Origin of the sequence: Variovorax sp. IB41 (genome assembly GCF_016405905.1) — a bacterium.
In the GTDB taxonomy this organism is placed as follows: Bacteria; Pseudomonadota; Gammaproteobacteria; order Burkholderiales; family Burkholderiaceae_C; genus Variovorax.
This window is the reverse complement of record NZ_JAEFCB010000001.1, coordinates 399789-415985: the sequence shown is the minus strand read 5'-3', so window position 1 is coordinate 415985 and position 16197 is coordinate 399789. Positions and strand designations below refer to the sequence as shown.

The 16197-nt window shown below is 65.8% G+C and carries 12 protein-coding genes; 11 read left to right on the top strand and 1 reads right to left on the bottom strand.

What is annotated here, in order from left to right; genetic code table 11:
- Nucleotides 1-35 precede the first annotated feature (35 nt).
- On the bottom strand, nt 36-818 hold the full coding sequence (gene fabI / locus JC881_RS01905; protein ID WP_198784023.1) for an enoyl-ACP reductase FabI: 783 nt from the start codon (nt 816-818) through the stop codon (nt 36-38).
- Between the two features lie 37 nt (nt 819-855).
- Between fabI and JC881_RS01900 the strand changes: the two genes are divergently transcribed.
- The 11 genes from JC881_RS01900 (at nt 856) to typA (ending at nt 16186) form a co-directional block, all read left to right on the top strand.
- Nucleotides 856-2667 (top strand): extracellular solute-binding protein, encoded by a 1812-nt coding sequence (locus JC881_RS01900; protein ID WP_198784022.1) that lies wholly within the window; start codon nt 856-858, stop codon nt 2665-2667.
- Between the two features lie 25 nt (nt 2668-2692).
- Nucleotides 2693-3733 carry a microcin C ABC transporter permease YejB gene (locus tag JC881_RS01895; protein WP_198784021.1) on the top strand — a complete coding sequence of 347 codons (1041 nt, stop codon included), beginning with the start codon at nt 2693-2695 and terminating at the stop codon, nt 3731-3733.
- Nucleotides 3717-4766, top strand: a complete 1050-nt coding sequence (locus JC881_RS01890) for an ABC transporter permease (RefSeq protein ID WP_198784020.1) — start codon at nt 3717-3719, stop codon at nt 4764-4766. The genes JC881_RS01895 and JC881_RS01890 overlap by 17 nt, the downstream gene beginning before the upstream one ends.
- A 5-nt stretch (nt 4767-4771) precedes the next feature.
- Complete coding sequence (locus tag JC881_RS01885) at nt 4772-6403, top strand: ABC transporter ATP-binding protein (RefSeq protein WP_198784019.1); 1632 nt, start codon at nt 4772-4774, stop codon at nt 6401-6403.
- A 19-nt stretch (nt 6404-6422) separates the two neighbouring features.
- On the top strand, nt 6423-7619 hold the full coding sequence (locus JC881_RS01880) for a YbfB/YjiJ family MFS transporter (protein WP_198784018.1): 1197 nt from the start codon (nt 6423-6425) through the stop codon (nt 7617-7619).
- A gap of 213 nt (nt 7620-7832) precedes the next feature.
- Entirely contained in the window at nt 7833-8480 is a 648-nt protein-coding gene (rimP, locus tag JC881_RS01875) for a ribosome maturation factor RimP (protein ID WP_198784017.1), read from the top strand.
- A gap of 16 nt (nt 8481-8496) precedes the next feature.
- Complete coding sequence (gene nusA, locus JC881_RS01870) at nt 8497-9990, top strand: transcription termination factor NusA (protein ID WP_198784016.1); 1494 nt, start codon at nt 8497-8499, stop codon at nt 9988-9990.
- Between the two features lie 24 nt (nt 9991-10014).
- Complete coding sequence (infB, locus tag JC881_RS01865; protein WP_198784015.1) at nt 10015-12987, top strand: translation initiation factor IF-2; 2973 nt, start codon at nt 10015-10017, stop codon at nt 12985-12987.
- A 21-nt stretch (nt 12988-13008) separates the two neighbouring features.
- Nucleotides 13009-13380 (top strand): 30S ribosome-binding factor RbfA, encoded by a 372-nt coding sequence (gene rbfA, locus JC881_RS01860; RefSeq protein ID WP_198784014.1) that lies wholly within the window; start codon nt 13009-13011, stop codon nt 13378-13380.
- 2 nt (nt 13381-13382) lie between these two features.
- Entirely contained in the window at nt 13383-14351 is a 969-nt protein-coding gene (gene truB, locus JC881_RS01855; RefSeq protein WP_198784013.1) for a tRNA pseudouridine(55) synthase TruB, read from the top strand.
- Nucleotides 14348-16186, top strand: coding sequence for a translational GTPase TypA (gene typA / locus JC881_RS01850; RefSeq protein WP_198784012.1), 1839 nt, complete (start codon nt 14348-14350; stop codon nt 16184-16186). The genes truB and typA overlap by 4 nt, the downstream gene beginning before the upstream one ends.
- The last annotated feature ends 11 nt before the right edge of the window (nt 16187-16197 follow it).

Here is a 16197-nt window from a genome sequence, read left to right as displayed (position 1 = left end):
GACGATCGCCGCTGTCCTTCGGACAGAAGGCAGGCTTACTCCGCCATGCCCCCGACGACGTTGCTGAAGCCGCCGTCCACGTAGGTGATCTCGGCCGTCACGCCGCTGGCCAGGTCGCTCAGCAGGAAGGCGGCGACGTTGCCCACTTCCTCGATCGTCACGTTGCGGCGGATCGGCGAGGCGTCGGCCACGGCGGCCAGCATCTTGCCGAAGCCCTTGATGCCGCTCGCGGCCAGCGTCTTGATGGGGCCGGCGCTGATGCCGTTCACGCGCATGCCCTTGGGCCCCAGCGACGACGCGGTGTAGCGCACCGAGGCTTCGAGCGAGGCCTTGGCCAGGCCCATGGTGTTGTAGTTGGGCAGCGCCCGCTCGGCGCCCAGGTAGGTCAGCGTGAGCAGGGCCGACTTGTCGTTCAGGTAGGGCAGGGCCGCCTTGGCCATCGCCGGGAAGCTGTAGGCGCTGATGTCGTGTGCGATCCGGAAGCCTTCGCGCGAGAGGCCATCGAGGAAGTCGCCGGCGATGGCTTCGCGCGGGGCGAAGCCGATGCTGTGCACGAAGCCGTCGAACTTCGGCCAGGTCTGGGCGAGGTCGGCGAAGAGCTTGTCGATCTGGGCGTCGTCGCCCACGTCGCAATCAAAAATCAGGTTCGAGCCGAAGTCTGCGGCATATTCGGTGATACGGTCCTTGAATCGTTCGCCGACATAACTGAAGGCGAGCTCCGCACCTTGTTCGTGGCACGCCTTGGCGATGCCGTAAGCGATCGAGCGATTGCTCAACACGCCGGTGATCAACAGTTTTTTGCCGGAAAGAAAGCTCATGAAATTGCCTCGTGAAAATCTTGGGCAGAATTCTCGCATGCGGTTTCTTCGGGTCTGGTGGTTGTTGGTGTGTGCGGCTCCCGCGTGGGCGGCGCATGGCTATGCACTCTGGGACGACCTGAAGTACGCCCCCGGCTTCACCGCCTTCGACTACGTCAACCCCGACGCGCCCAAGGGGGGCGAGCTGCGCCTGGTGAGCAACCTGCGCGTTTCCACCTTCGACAAGTACAACCCGTTCACCATCAAGGGCACGGCGCCGGCCTACCTGGACAGCCTCATCTTCGAGACGCTGCTGGCCGGTTCGATGGACGAAACCGCCTCGGGCTACGGATTGCTGGCCGAGGACATCGCGGTCGCGCCCGACCGCCGCAGCGTGACCTTTCGCCTGCGGCCCGAGGCGAAGTTCCACAACGGCAAGCCGGTCGAGGCGGCCGATGTGAAGCACAGCTACGACACGTTGATCGGCCCCTTCACCGCGCCGGGCTACAAGACGCTGCTGCAGGAGGTCGAGGGCGCCGACGTACTCGACGCGCGCACCATCCGCTTTCGCTTCAAGACGCCGAACCGCGAACTGCCGCTCACCGTGGGCAGCCTGCCGGTCTTCAGCCGCGACTGGGGCGTGGAGAACGGCAAGGCCAAGCCCTTCGACCAGGTGGTGATGGACGTCCCCATCGGCAGCGGCGCCTACAGGATCGGGCCGGTGCGCTTCGGCAAAGACATCACCTACGTGCGCGACCCCGGCTACTGGGGCCGCAACCTCGCGGTGAACCGCGGCAGCTACAACTTCGACCGCATCACCGTCAAGATCTACAAGGACAACACGGCGCGCCTGGAGGCGCTGAAGGCCGGCGAGTTCGACATGATGAGCTTCTACTCGGCCGGCGACTGGGCGCGGCGGGTGACCGGCAAGCGCTTCGACACCGGCGAACTCATCAAGCACGAGTTCCAGCACAAGAAGCCCGCGGGCTTCCAGAGCTACGTGCTCAACAGCCGGCGGGACAAGCTCAAGGACCCGCGCGTGCGCGAGGCGCTCGGGCTGGCGCTGGACTACGAGTGGATGAACCGCCAGATGTTCTACGGCGGCTATCCACGCGTGAAGGACCTGTTCGGCAACACCGACTGCGAAGCGCAAGGCCTGCCTTCTCCAGAAGAAAAAGCCCTGCTCGAACGCTGGCGCGGCAAGATTCCCGACGCGAGCTTCGGCCCGATGTACACGCCGCCCACGACCGAGGGCGCGGACCAGTCGCTGCGCAACAACCTGCGCCGCGCGCGCGAACTGCTCAAGGAAGCCGGCTGGGAATACCGCGACGGCGCGCTGCGCAACGCCAAGGGCGAGGCCATGACGCTGGAGTACCTGGACAGCAGGGAAGGCGGCGTGCGCACCGTGTCGCCGTGGGTGCGCAATCTCGAGAAGCTGGGCATCGCGCTCAATTTCTCGTCCGTCGATTTCGCGCTCTACCAGGAGCGGCTCGATCGGTTCGAATTCGACATCACCACCATCAATTTCCCCGGCACCAACAACCCGGGCCAGCAGCTGCTCGAAATCTTCGGCAGCAAGGCGGCCAAGACGGAGAGCTCGGGCAACTACATGGGCGTATCGACGCCAGCAGTCGATGCCTTGCTCAAGGACATCGTCGATGCCGACACCAAAGCCGAACTGCTGCCCGCCTGCCGGGCCCTGGACCGCGTCATCATGCACAGCCACTACCTGATTCCCCAGTGGACGCTGAGCTCGCACCGCGTCGTGTACGACGACTGGCGCCTGGCGTTCAAGGCGCCGATGCCGCCGTATGCCGCCGCCGAGGGCTGGATCATGGGCACCTGGTGGGCCAGGCCGCCCAAGCCCTAGAACATAGAAGAGAAGGAACCCGTCGATGCTCTCCTATGTCCTCAAGCGGCTGCTGCTGTTCATTCCAACGCTGCTGGGCGTGCTGCTGGTCACGTTCGCGGTGGTGCAGTTCGTGCCCGGAGGCCCGGTGGAGCAGTACCTGGCCGAGGCGAAGACCGCGGGCGTCGGCGGCGGAGGCGGCGGGTTCGAATCGGGCGGCGGCTCCTACCGGGGCAACCAGGGGGTGGACCCCAAGCGCCTGGCGCAGATCAAGGCGCTCTACGGTTTCGACAAACCACCGCACGAGCGCCTCTGGCAGATGCTCGGGCAGTTCGCGCGTTTTGATCTGGGCAAGAGCTTCTTCCAGAACAAGGACGTGTGGACGCTGATCCTGGAGAAGCTGCCCGTGTCGATCAGCCTGGGCCTCTGGACCTTCTTCATCAGCTATGGCGTGGCGGTGCCGTTGGGCGTGGCCAAGGCGGTGCGCGCCGGTTCGCGCTTCGACCTCGTCACCACGCTGATCGTGCTGATCGGCTACGCCATTCCGGGTTTCGTGCTGGGCGTGGCGCTGCTGGTGATCTTCGGCGGGCAGTTGCAGTGGTTTCCGCTGCGCGGGCTGACCTCCTCGAACTGGGACGAACTGAGCTGGGGCGCCCGCATCGTCGACTACCTCTGGCACATCACCTTGCCGGTCACGGCCATGGTGCTCGGCAGCTTCGCGGTGACGGCGATGCTGACCAAGAACTCGTTCCTCGAGGAAATCCGCAAGCAGTACGTGCTGACCGCGCGCGCCAAGGGGCTGGGCGAGCGGCAGGTGCTCTGGAAGCATGTGTTCCGCAATGCGCTCATTCCGATCATCACCGGGCTGCCGGCGGCTTTCATCGGCTCGTTCTTCGCGGGGTCGCTGCTCATCGAGACGCTGTTCTCGCTCGACGGCTTAGGCCTGCTGGGCTACGAAAGCGTGATCCGGCGCGATTACCCCGTAGTGCTGGGCACCCTCTACATCTTTACGCTGATCGGGCTGGTGACCAAGCTGATCTCCGATCTCTGCTACGTCTGGGTGGATCCGCGTGTCAAATTCGACTGAGACGGCCCCGCACATCTCGCCCGGCCGCCGCGCCTGGATGCGCTTCAAGCGCAACCGGCTTGGTTACTGGAGCCTGGTGGTCTTCACGCTGATGGTGGTGCTGAGCCTCTTTGCCGAGGTGCTGTCCACCGACAAGCCGCTCGTCGTGCGCTACCAGGGGCAAACCTATTTCCCCGTGCTGCGCGACTACTCCGAGAAGACCTTCGGCGGCGACTTCGAGACGCCGGCCGACTACCTCGACCCCTTCATCCGCGAGCGGATCACCGCGGGCGACAACTGGGCAGTCTTCGCGCCCAACACCTACGGCGCCAAGACGCTCAACTATTTCGCCAAGGCGCCGAGCCCGGCCGCTCCCTCGGCCGACAACTGGCTCGGCACCGACGACCGCGGCCGCGACCTGCTGGCCCAGCTGATCTACGGCTTTCGCGTGAGCGTGCTGTTCGCCCTTGCGCTCACGGTCATCGGCACGGTGCTGGGCGTGGCGGCCGGCGCGGTGCAGGGCTACTTCGCGGGCCGGATCGACCTGGCGTTCCAGCGCTTCATCGAGATCTGGGGCTCGATGCCCGAGCTCTACCTGTTGATCATCTTCAGCGCCATCTTCAAGCCGAGCGTGACGCTGCTCTTGATCCTCTTGAGCCTGTTCGGCTGGATGGCCCTGTCCGACTACGTGCGCGCCGAGTTCCTGCGCAACCGCCAGATGGACTACGTGCGCGCCGCCCGCGCCCTGGGCGTGAGCAACCTGCAGATCATGTGGCGCCACATCCTGCCCAACAGCATGGTGCCCGTCGTCACCTTCCTGCCGTTCCGCATGAGCGCGGCGATCCTGGCGCTCACCTCGCTCGACTTTCTCGGCCTCGGCGTGCCGCCGGGCACGCCGTCGCTGGGCGAATTGCTCAACCAGGGCAAGTCGAGCATCGACGCCTGGTGGATCTCGCTCTCCACCTTCGGCGTCCTGGTCATCACCCTCATGCTGCTGACCTTCATGGGCGACGCGCTGCGCGATGCGCTCGATCCGCGGAAGGCCGACAAGTGAGCGACATGAATCCAACAACGAAGAAGCCCCTGCTCGACGTGAAGGGCCTGCGGGTTTCCTTCGGCGGCAAGGAGGTCGTGCATGGCGTCGACTTCCAGATCGGCGCGGGCGAAAAGCTTGCGCTGGTGGGCGAATCGGGCTCGGGCAAGACCGTCACGGCACTGTCTCTGCTGCGGCTGGTGCAGAACGCCGATCTCGCGGGCGTCGCACGGCTCTTCGGCCCCGAGCCGTCGCAGGGCGCGCGCGACCTGCTGGCGATTCCGGAGCGCGAGCTGCGCGGCATCCGCGGCAAGGAGATCGCGATGATCTTCCAGGAGCCGATGACCGCGCTCAACGCGCTCTACAGCGTGGGCGACCAGATCTCCGAGGTGCTCGAGCTGCACGAGGGGCTGTCGGCCCGCGCGGCGCAGGCGGCGGCCGTCCAGCTGCTGGCGGACACCGGCATTCCCGAGCCGGCGCGGCGGGCGCGGTCGTTTCCGCACCAGCTCTCGGGCGGCCAGCGCCAGCGCGCAATGATCGCGATGGCGCTTGCCTGCAAGCCGCGCCTCCTGCTGGCCGACGAGCCGACCACGGCGCTGGACGTCACGGTGCGCGCGCAGATCCTCGAGCTGCTGGCCGAGCTGCAGCGCAAGTACGGCATGGCCGTGCTGCTGATCACGCATGACCTGAACCTCGTGCGCCGTTTCGCCGACCGCGTGGCGGTGATGGAGAACGGCCACATCGTCGAGCACGGTGCGGTGGCGACCGTGTTCGATGCCCCGCAGCACGCCTACACCCGCAAGCTGATCGACAGCCATCCGGAGCGCGACGTGGCGGCGGTGGCCGCGCGTGCGGATGCCGCGCCGGTGCTCGAGGCCAAGGCCTTGCGCGTGAGCTATCCGGTGGCGAGGCCGGGCTTTGCCGGCTGGTTCCGCAAGGGCGAATTCATCGCCGTGCAGGGCGCCGATTTCCGCATCGTGCCGGGCGAGACGCTGGGCGTGGTCGGCGAATCGGGCTCGGGCAAGTCGACGCTGGCGCTCGCGGCGCTCGGGCTGCTCAAGCATGGGGGCGAGCTGAAGGTGGACGGCAAGGGGTGGGCGGTCGATCGCGCGTCGGACCTGGCCCTTCGCCGCACGATGCAGGTGGTGTTCCAGGACCCGTTCTCCTCGCTCTCGCCGCGCATGACAGTCGAGCAGATCGTGGGGGAGGGGCTGCGCGTTCACGCGCCCGAACTCGACACGAAGGCGCGCCGGGCCCGTTCGCTCGCGGCGCTGGCGGACGTGGGGCTGACCGAGGCGCAGTTTCCCGCGCTGCTCGACCGCTACCCGCACGAGTTCTCGGGCGGCCAGCGGCAGCGGCTGGCGATCGCGCGCGCGCTGATCGTCGATCCGCAACTGCTGGTGCTCGACGAGCCGACCAGCGCGCTCGACGTGACGATCCAGAAACAGGTGCTGGGCCTGCTGCAGCGTCTGCAGCGCGAGCGCGGGCTGAGCTACCTCTTGATCACCCACGACGTCGAGGTGATCCGCGCCATGGCGCACCAGGTCATCGTGATGAAGGACGGGGCGATCCTCGAAACCGGGTCGGTCGAGCGCGTGCTCGATGCGCCGGCGCATCCCTATACGCAGAAACTGGTGGCCGCTGCGCTGCTGGAATAGAACGAAAAGAGAAGAAGAAATGTCGGTAAACGGACAGGACCGCCGCGGCGCCTGGCGCGCGGCGCTGGCCTGCATGGTCACCCTGGCGGTGGCGATGGGCCTCGGGCGCTTCGCCTTCACGCCCATGCTGCCCATCATGCTGGGCGAGGGAAAACTGGAGCTGGCCGGGGGCGGGGTGCTGGCGTCGCTCAATTACCTGGGCTATTTCCTTGGGGCGGTGAGCTGCGCCGCCATCGGGATCAAGGCGTCGAGCATGGTCCGGGGCGGGCTGGCCGCGACCGCCGCTTTGCTGATCGGCATGGGCCTGCTCCACAGCTTTGCAGGCTGGGGCATCCTGCGCGCGGCGGCGGGCGTGATGAGCGCCTGGGTCTTCGTCTTTGCCTCGGGCTGGGGCCTGCGGCGGCTGGCCGAAACGAATTCGCCGACGCTGGCTGGCGTGATCTACACCGGGCCGGGCATCGGCATTGCCATGACCGGGCTGCTCGGCGGCGCGCTGGGGCGCTGGGGTTCCGAGGTAGGGTGGATCGGCCTGGGGCTGCTGGCCGTGGTGCTCGTGGCGGTGATCTGGCGGGTGTTCGATGACGGTGAATCCGCGCAAAACGGCGGTGCGAAGGCCCCTGTGACCGCAAGCCGCGTGACCGCATCCGGCGCGGATCGCAGCGATGCGATCTGGCTGGTCGCGCTCTATGGGCTGGCGGGCTTCGGCTACATCATCACGGCCACCTTCCTGCCGGTGATCGCGCGCCAGGCGCTGCCGGGATCGTCGTGGCCTGATTTCTTCTGGCCGCTGTTCGGTGCGGCGATCATTCCGGGCGCGTTGATCGGCGCCCGCGCGCCCATCCACTGGGACAACCGCCTGTTGCTGGCGGCCGCCTATGCGTTGCAGGCGCTGGGCGTGGTGCTGTCCGTGGCGTGGCCCACGATCGTTGGTTTTGCGCTGGGAAGCCTGCTGCTGGGCATGCCGTTCACTGCCATCACGCTTTTCGCGATGCGGGAGGCGCGCCGGCTGCGCGGCAATGCGGCGGCCGGGCTGATCGGTTATGCGACGGCGTCCTATGGGGTGGGGCAGATCATCGGACCGCTGTTCGCGGCGCCCCTGGCGCAGCGCACCGGCTCCTTCGAGCAGCCATTGCTGGTTGCGGCGGCGGCATTGGCGCTCGGGGCGGTGTTGTTTGCAGTGGTCTGGTCGAAATCTCGTCGTCCAATGACTGTCTGAACTGCAATGCCCCTTCATTTATCACACGAATAGCATATAATTCGAGGCTCACGACCAAACGGGCGGGTACCAACCGCCCGTTTTTTTTGGTCTATGCATTCTTGATCATTCGTTACGTCGCTGAGTGATTTCAGCACCAGGCATTCGCCGTATTCGCAGAGGCGGATATCGCGAATTCGGCGAATTGAGTATTTAAAAGGCACTTTCGAACACGTGGCATTGCAGCAAATAGTGGAACAAACCGTGGCCGGTCTTGGCTACGACCTGGTCGAGATCGAACGCTCGGCCGGGGGATTGCTGCGCGTGACGATTGATTTGCCCTGGACGGCCCCCACTTCTGAAGCTGTGGCTGCAGGCGTGCCGGAGCCTTTCGTGACGGTCGAGGACTGCGAGAAGGTGACGCGCCAGCTGCAGTTCGCGCTCGAGGTCGATGGTGTCGATTACAAGCGGCTCGAGGTGTCCTCGCCCGGTATCGACAGGCCGTTGCGCAACGAGCAGGATTTCGAGCGTTTCGTGGGCGCGGTGATCGACATCACGCTCAAGGTGCCTATGGGCGCGGCGGCGGCGGGCCAGGTGTCCGCCACCCGCAAGAAATTTCGCGGCACGCTGGAGCGTGCTGAAAAGGCAGAAGGGGCTGACTCAGCCCCGGGCTGGCAAATCGTCTGGAGCGATGCGCCCGAGCCCAAGCCGGGTCAAAAAGTGAGCAAGAAGCGCGCGCCTGCACCGTTGCGGGCGCTGGGCTTCGTGCTGGACGAGCTGCGCGACGCGCGGCTCGCGCCCATTGTGGATTTCAAGGGCCGCAAGGCCAAAACCCAACCGGGTTTTTCGGATATTGACGACGGAACGAATGTTCCGGACTGACCAGAGGAGTGGTGGCATGAATCGCGAAATGTTGATGTTGGTGGATGCGATCTCGCGCGAGAAGAACGTCGAACGTGACGTCGTCTTCGGCGCGGTCGAATCCGCACTGGCGCAAGCCACCAAGAAGCTCCATCAGGGCGATGTGGACATCCGCGTCGCGGTCGATCGCGACAGCGGCGACTACGAAACCTTCCGCCGCTGGCACGTTGTTCCCGACGAGGCCGGCCTGCAGCTGCCCGACCAGGAAATCCTCCTGTTCGAAGCCAAGGAAGAAATGTCGGACATCGAAGTCGGCGAGTACATCGAAGAAGCGGTGGACTCGGTGCCGATCGGCCGCATCGGCGCCATGGCCGCCAAGCAGGTGATCCTGCAGAAGATCCGCGACGCCGAGCGCGAGATGCTGCTCAACGATTTCATGTCGCGCGGCGACAAGATCTTCGTGGGCACCGTCAAGCGCCTGGACAAGGGCGACATCATCGTGGAGGCCGGCCGCGTCGAAGGGCGCCTGCGCCGCAGCGAGATGATCGCCAAGGAGAACCTGCGCAACGGCGACCGCGTGCGCGCCATGATCATGGAAGTCGACCTGACGCTGCGCGGCGCGCCGATCATCCTGTCGCGCTCGGCGCCTGAATTCATGATCGAGCTGTTCCGCCAGGAAGTGCCCGAAATCGAGCAGGGCCTCCTCGAAATCAAGAGCTGCGCCCGCGACCCGGGTTCGCGCGCCAAGATCGCCGTGCTCTCGCACGACAAGCGCGTCGATCCGATCGGCACCTGCGTCGGCGTGCGCGGCACCCGCGTGAACGCCGTGACCAACGAGCTCGCCGGCGAGCGCGTGGACATCGTGCTGTGGAGCGAAGACCCGGCCCAGTTCGTGATCGGCGCCCTGGCCCCGGCCAACGTGTCCTCGATCGTGGTGGACGAAGAAAAGCACGCCATGGACGTGGTGGTCGACGAGGAAAACCTCGCCATCGCCATCGGCCGCGGCGGCCAGAACGTGCGCCTGGCTTCCGACCTCACCGGCTGGAAGATCAACATCATGGACGCCAACGAGTCGGCCCAGAAGCAGGCGACCGAAACGGATGCCAGCCGCAAGCTCTTCATGGAAAAGCTCGACGTCGATGAAGAAATCGCCGACATCCTGATCGCCGAAGGCTTCAACAGCCTGGAAGAAGTCGCCTATGTGCCGATTTCCGAAATGCTGGAGATCGAAGCGTTCGACGAAGACACCATCAATGAGCTGCGCTCGCGTGCCAAGGATGCGCTGCTGACCATGGAAATCGCCAAGGAAGAGGGCGTGGAGACCCAGTCGCCGGTGTCGCAGAACCTGCGCGACCTCGAAGGCCTGGACCCCGAGCTGATTCCCAAGTTGGCCGAAGCGGGTGTGAACACCCGTGACGACCTCGCCGACCTCGCGGTCGATGAACTCACCGAGATCACCGGCCACAGCGCCGATGACGCCAAAGCCCTCATCTTGAAAGCCCGCGAACATTGGTTCGCCGGCCAAGAGTGATGGTCATGGAGGCACGAAACCAATATGTCCAGTACCACTGTCGCCGAGTTCGCGAACGAGCTCAAGAAGACTCCCGAAACCTTGCTTGACCAGCTCAAGAGCGCAGGCGTGCCCAAAGCGGCACCCACCGATGCACTCACCGAGGCTGACAAGCAGCGCCTGCTCGGCTTTCTCAAAGCCAGCCACGGCACCGCCGAGCCCGAGCGCAAGAAGATCACGCTGACCAAGAAGTCGACCAGCGAGATCAAGCAGGCCGACGCCACCGGCCGCGCCCGCACCATCCAGGTGGAAGTGCGCAAGAAGCGCACCTTCATCCAGCGCGACGAAGGCCACCCGGCCGAGCCGGCGCAGCAAGTCGCCGAGGCGCCCGCCGCCGCGCCGGCCGCACCCCACGTCGACGAGGCCGAGCTGGCCCGCCGCGAGGAAGAAGCACGCCGCCAGGCCGAACTGATCCGCCGCCAGGAAGAAGAGCTGGTCGAGAAGCGGCGCCTGCGCGAAGAAGCCGAAGCCCGCGAACGCGAGCAAGCCGAAAAGGCCGAGCGCGCCGAACAGGCCGAGCAGGAAGCCGCGCGCGTCGCCGCCGAACAGAAGGCCGCCAAGGCTGCCGCCGAAGCCGCCACTGCGCCCGCGAAGGAAGCCGCCAAGCCGGTCGAGGCGCCTGCTGCAGTCGCCGCGGCCGCTGCTGCCGCCGCCGCCGAACAGCAAGCCGCCGATACCAAGCTGGCCGCCCAGACCGCCGCCACGCAAGCCAAGGAAGACGCGAAGGCCAAGGCCGCCGCCGAATCGAAGGCCCGTGCCGACGAGGAAGCCGCCCGCGCCAAGGACCTGGACGAGCGTCGCCGCAAGGCCCTCGCCGAGGCCGAAGCCATCCGCGCCATGATGAATGCACCGGCCCGCGTGCTGGTGCCGCACAAGGCGCCCGAGAAGCCGCAGCCCGAAAAGGCCGCGGTCAAGGGCACGCTGCACAAGCCGGCCGCGCCCGCAGCGCGTCCCGGCGCGCCGGCCGCTCCGGGTGCTGCAGCAGCCCCTGGCGCCGCAGCCGGTGCCGGCAAGGAAGTCAAGTCGGCCAAGCTCTCCTCGAGCTGGGCGGGCGATCCTGCCAAGAAGAAGGAAATCAAGACCCGCGGCGATGCCAGCGGTGGTGTCGGTCGCGGCAACTGGCGCGGAGGCCCGCGCGGCCGTCGCGGCAATGACCGCGGCGGTCACGAGGAGCACGCACCGGCCGCACCGGTCGAGGCGCGCATCCTGGAAGTGCACGTGCCCGAAACCATCACGGTGGCCGAGCTCGCGCACAAGATGGCCGTCAAGGCCGGCGAAGTCATCAAGCAATTGATGAAGCTGGGGCAGATGGCGACCATCAACCAGTCGCTCGACCAAGATACCGCCATGATCCTGGTGGAGGAAATGGGTCACAACGCGGTGGTTGCCGCGCTGGACGATCCGGAAGCCTTCACCGACGAGGACGTGTCGGCGCAAACGGCGGAAGCCCTGCCGCGCGCACCGGTCGTGACCGTCATGGGTCACGTCGACCACGGCAAGACCTCGCTGCTGGACTACATCCGCCGCGCCAAGGTCGCAGCGGGCGAAGCCGGCGGCATCACGCAGCACATCGGCGCGTACCACGTGCAAACCGAACGCGGCATGGTGTCGTTCCTCGACACCCCGGGTCACGAGGCGTTCACCGCCATGCGTGCCCGCGGTGCGCAGGCCACCGACATCGTGATCCTGGTGGTGGCGGCCGACGACGGCGTCATGCCCCAGACCAAGGAAGCCATCAAGCACGCGAAGGCGGCGGGTGTGCCGATCGTGGTTGCGATCAACAAGGTGGACAAGCCCGACGCCAACCTGGACCGCGTGAAGCAGGAACTGGTGGCCGAAGAGGTCGTGCCCGAAGAGTACGGCGGCGACGTGCCGTTCGTGCCGGTGTCGGCCAAGACCGGCCAGGGCATCGACGACCTGCTCGAGCAGGTGCTGCTGCAAGCCGAAGTGCTGGAACTGAAGGCGCCGGTGGATGCCGCCGCCAAGGGCCTGGTCATCGAAGCGCAGCTGGACAAGGGCCGCGGCCCGGTCGCCACCGTGCTGGTGCAGTCGGGCACGCTCAAGACCGGCGACGTGGTGCTGGCCGGTTCCACCTATGGCCGCGTGCGCGCCATGCTGGACGAGAACGGCAAGACCATCAAGACCGCGGGTCCGTCGATCCCGGTCGAAATCCAGGGTCTGACCGAAGTGCCGCAAGCGGGCGACGAGTTCATGGTGATGGCCGACGAGCGCCGTGCGCGCGAAATCGCCACCTACCGTGCCGGCAAGTTCCGCAACACGAAGCTGGCGAAGGCCCAGGCCGCGAACCTGCAGAACATGTTCACCGACTTGTCGGCGGGCGAAGTGCAGACGCTGCGGATCATCATCAAGGCCGACGTGCAGGGCTCGCAGGAAGCGCTGGCCCAGTCGCTGCTCAAGCTGGCGACCGAGGAAGTCAAGGTGCAGATGGTGTACGCCGGCGTCGGCGGCATCAGCGAAAGCGACATCAACCTCGCCATCGCCTCCAAGGCCATCGTGATCGGCTTCAACGTGCGGGCCGATTCCGGTGCGCGCAAGCTGGCCGAGAACAACGGCGTGCAACTGAACTACTACAGCATCATTTACGACGCCGTGGACGAGATCAAGGTTGCGATGTCGGGCATGCTGGCACCGGAGCGCCGCGAAGAGATCATCGGCTCGGCCGAGATCCGCACGGTGTTCGTGGCTTCCAAGATCGGTACGGTCGCAGGTTCGTACATCACCTCGGGCTCGGTCAACCGCAGTGCGCATTTCCGCCTGCTGCGCGACAACGTGGTGATCTACACCGGCGAAGTCGACTCGATCAAGCGCATGAAGGACGATGTCCGCGAAGTCCGCGAAGGTTTTGAGTGCGGTATCAAGCTCAAGAACTACAACGACATCAAAGAAGGCGATCAGCTCGAATTCTTCGAAATCAAGGAAATCGCCCGGACGCTGTAAGCGTTCGAAGCGAAAGAGTCCATGCCCAAGAGAAAAGCCGCCGCCCCCAATCGCGCGTTCAAGGTTGCCGACCAGATCCAGCGGGATCTGACGGAGCTGATCGCGCGCGAGTTGAAGGACCCGCGCGTGGGCATGGTCACGATCCAGGCGGTCGAGGTCACGCCCGACTATGCGCACGCGAAGATCTACTTCAGCATGCTCACGGGCGACGTGACCGAGACCACCGACGCGCTGAACCAGGCTGCAGGGTTCCTGCGCAACGGCCTGTTCAAGCGCCTCCATATTCACACCGTGCCGACGCTGCACTTCCTGTTCGACCGCACCACCGAGCGTGCGGCCGACATGAACGCGCTCATCGCGCAGGCCGTCGCTTCGCGCTCGAAAGACGACTAGCGATGAATGCGCCACGCACAAGGGTGCAGCGGCGCCCTGTGCATGGGGTGTTGTTGCTCGACAAACCGCTGGGACTCTCCAGCAACCAGGCCTTGCAGAAGGCCAAGTGGTTGCTGCGTGCCGAAAAAGCGGGTCATACCGGCACGCTCGATCCGCTGGCCACCGGCGTCTTGCCGCTGTGCTTCGGCGCGGCCACCAAGTTCAGCCAGCTGCACCTGGACGCCGACAAGACCTACGAAGCCACGGCACGCCTGGGCATCAAGACCTCGACCGGCGATGCCGAGGGCGAGGTGATTGCCGAGCGCCCGGTGAACGTCACCGCTGAAGACCTGGCCCGCGCCGAGACGCAGTTCACCGGCCCGATCCGCCAGGTTCCGCCGATGCACAGCGCCCTCAAGAAGGACGGCAAGGCGCTCTACGAATACGCCCGCGAAGGCATCGAGATCGAACGCGCGCCGCGCGACGTGGTGATCCACGCGCTGAAGGTCACGCAGGCCGCTTCTGAATCAGCTGGCAACGCCATCCGCATCGTGGCCTCCGTGAGCAAGGGCACCTACATCCGCACGCTGGGCGAAGACATCGGCGAGGCGCTGGGCTGCGGCGCCCACCTCACGTCGCTGCGCCGCACCGCCACCGGCGGCTTCGGCGTGGCGCAGTGCATCACGCTCGAGGCGCTCGAAGCCATGGGCGAGGACGAGCGGCTGGCCCAATTGTTGCCTGCCGAATCCCTGGTCGAAGGCCACACCATCGTCACGCTCGGCAGCGAAGATGCGGGGCGCTTTTTGTCCGGCCTGCGCCGCCGTGGCGCCTGGCCCGACGCCGACCACGTGGCGGTATTTGGCGACACGCCGCCCGCCTTTCTCGGTACGGCGCACGTCGCCGCCAACGAACTGATCCCGGGGCGCTTGCTGAACCCCATCGAAATTCAGCAAATTCTTTTGAACGCACAACAGACAGAAGCGACACCATGAGTACCAAGCAAATCCGCAATATCGCCATCATTGCCCACGTGGACCATGGCAAGACCACCATGGTCGACCAGCTGCTGCGCCAGTCCGGCACCTTCGCCGAGCACGAGAAGGTCGTTGACACGGTGATGGACAACAACGCCATCGAAAAGGAACGTGGCATCACGATCCTGGCCAAGAACTGCGCCGTGACCTGGGAAGGCACGCACATCAACATCGTCGACACCCCGGGCCACGCGGACTTCGGCGGTGAAGTGGAACGCGCGCTCTCGATGGTCGACGGCGTGGTGCTCTTGATCGACGCGCAGGAAGGCCCGATGCCGCAGACGCGCTTCGTGACCAAGAAGGCGCTGGCCCTGGGCCTGAAGCCCATCCTGGTCGTGAACAAGGTGGACAAGCCCGGCGCGAACCCCGACAAGGTGGTCAACGCCGCCTTCGACCTGTTCGACAAGCTCGGCGCGACCGACGAACAGCTGGACTTCCCCGTGGTGTACGCCTCGGGCATCAACGGCTGGTCGTCGCTCGAAGAAGGCGCTGCGGGCGAGCAGTGGGGTCCCGACATGTCGGCCCTCTTCAACACCATCCTGAAGCACGTGCCGGCACAGAAGGGCGACCCTGAAGCGCCGCTGCAGCTGCAGATCTCCGCACTCGACTTCTCGACATTCGTCGGCCGCATCGGCGTGGGCCGCATCAGCCAGGGCACGCTCCGGCCCATGACCGACGTGCTGGTCATGGAAGGTCCGGACGGCAAGGCCATCAAGGGTCGCGTCAACCAGGTGCTGACCTTCCAGGGCCTGGACCGCGTGCAATCGACCGAAGCCGGCCCCGGCGAAATCGTGCTGATCAACGGCATCACCGACATCGGCATCGGCGTCACCGTGACCGACAAGGACAAGCCCGCGCCGCTGCCCATGCTCAAGGTCGACGAACCGACCCTGACCATGAACTTCTGCGTGAATACCAGCCCGCTGGCCGGCCGCGAAGGCAAGTTCGTCACCAGCCGCCAGATCTGGGACCGCCTGCAAAAAGAGCTGCAGCACAACGTGGCCCTGCGCGTGAGCGAGACCGACGAAGAAGGCATCTTCGAAGTCATGGGCCGCGGCGAACTGCACCTGACCATCCTCTTGGAAAACATGCGGCGCGAAGGCTTTGAAATGGCCGTGTCCAAGCCGCGCGTGGTGTTCCGCACCGTGAACGGCGAAAAGCACGAGCCCATCGAAATGGTCACGGCCGACATCGAAGAAGGCCACCAGGGCGGCGTGATGCAGGCGCTGGGCGAGCGCAAGGGCGAACTGGTCAACATGGAACCGGACGGCCGTGGCCGCGTGCGCCTGGAGTACCGCATTCCGGCGCGGGGCCTGATCGGCTTCACCAACGAATTCCTGAACCTGACGCGCGGCTCGGGCCTCATCAGCAACATCTTCGACAGCTACGAAGCGCACAAGGGCGACATCGGCGGCCGCAAGAACGGCGTGCTGATCTCGATGGACGACGGTGAAATCTTCACCTACGCGCTGGGCAAGCTGGACGACCGCGGCCGCATGTTCGTGAAGGCGAACGATCCGGTGTACGAAGGCATGATCGTGGGCATCCACAGCCGCGACAACGACCTCGTGGTGAACGCCACGCGCACCAAGCAGCTGACCAACTTCCGCGTGAGCGGCAAGGAAGACGCGATCAAGATCACGCCCCCGATCGACCTCACGCTGGAATACGGCGTCGAGTTCATCGAGGACGACGAGCTGGTCGAAATCACGCCCAAGAGCGTGCGCCTGCGCAAGCGCTTCCTGAAGGAAAACGAACGCAAGCGCGCCGGCCGCGACACCCAGGCCGCCTGACCCCCCGAGGG

What these genes read in the sequence shown, in the direction of transcription:
- fabI (WP_198784023.1), bottom strand. Translation starts at nt 818, where the DNA reads ATGAGCTTTCTTTCCGGCAAAAAACTGTTGATCACCGGCGTGTTGAGC.
- JC881_RS01900 (WP_198784022.1), top strand. Translation starts at nt 856, where the DNA reads ATGCGGTTTCTTCGGGTCTGGTGGTTGTTGGTGTGTGCGGCTCCCGCG.
- JC881_RS01895 (WP_198784021.1), top strand. Translation starts at nt 2,693, where the DNA reads ATGCTCTCCTATGTCCTCAAGCGGCTGCTGCTGTTCATTCCAACGCTG.
- JC881_RS01885 (WP_198784019.1), top strand. Translation starts at nt 4,772, where the DNA reads ATGAATCCAACAACGAAGAAGCCCCTGCTCGACGTGAAGGGCCTGCGG.
- JC881_RS01880 (WP_198784018.1), top strand. Translation starts at nt 6,423, where the DNA reads ATGTCGGTAAACGGACAGGACCGCCGCGGCGCCTGGCGCGCGGCGCTG.
- nusA (WP_198784016.1), top strand. Translation starts at nt 8,497, where the DNA reads ATGAATCGCGAAATGTTGATGTTGGTGGATGCGATCTCGCGCGAGAAG.
- infB (WP_198784015.1), top strand. Translation starts at nt 10,015, where the DNA reads ATGTCCAGTACCACTGTCGCCGAGTTCGCGAACGAGCTCAAGAAGACT.
- rbfA (WP_198784014.1), top strand. Translation starts at nt 13,009, where the DNA reads ATGCCCAAGAGAAAAGCCGCCGCCCCCAATCGCGCGTTCAAGGTTGCC.
- truB (WP_198784013.1), top strand. Translation starts at nt 13,383, where the DNA reads ATGAATGCGCCACGCACAAGGGTGCAGCGGCGCCCTGTGCATGGGGTG.
- typA (WP_198784012.1), top strand. Translation starts at nt 14,348, where the DNA reads ATGAGTACCAAGCAAATCCGCAATATCGCCATCATTGCCCACGTGGAC.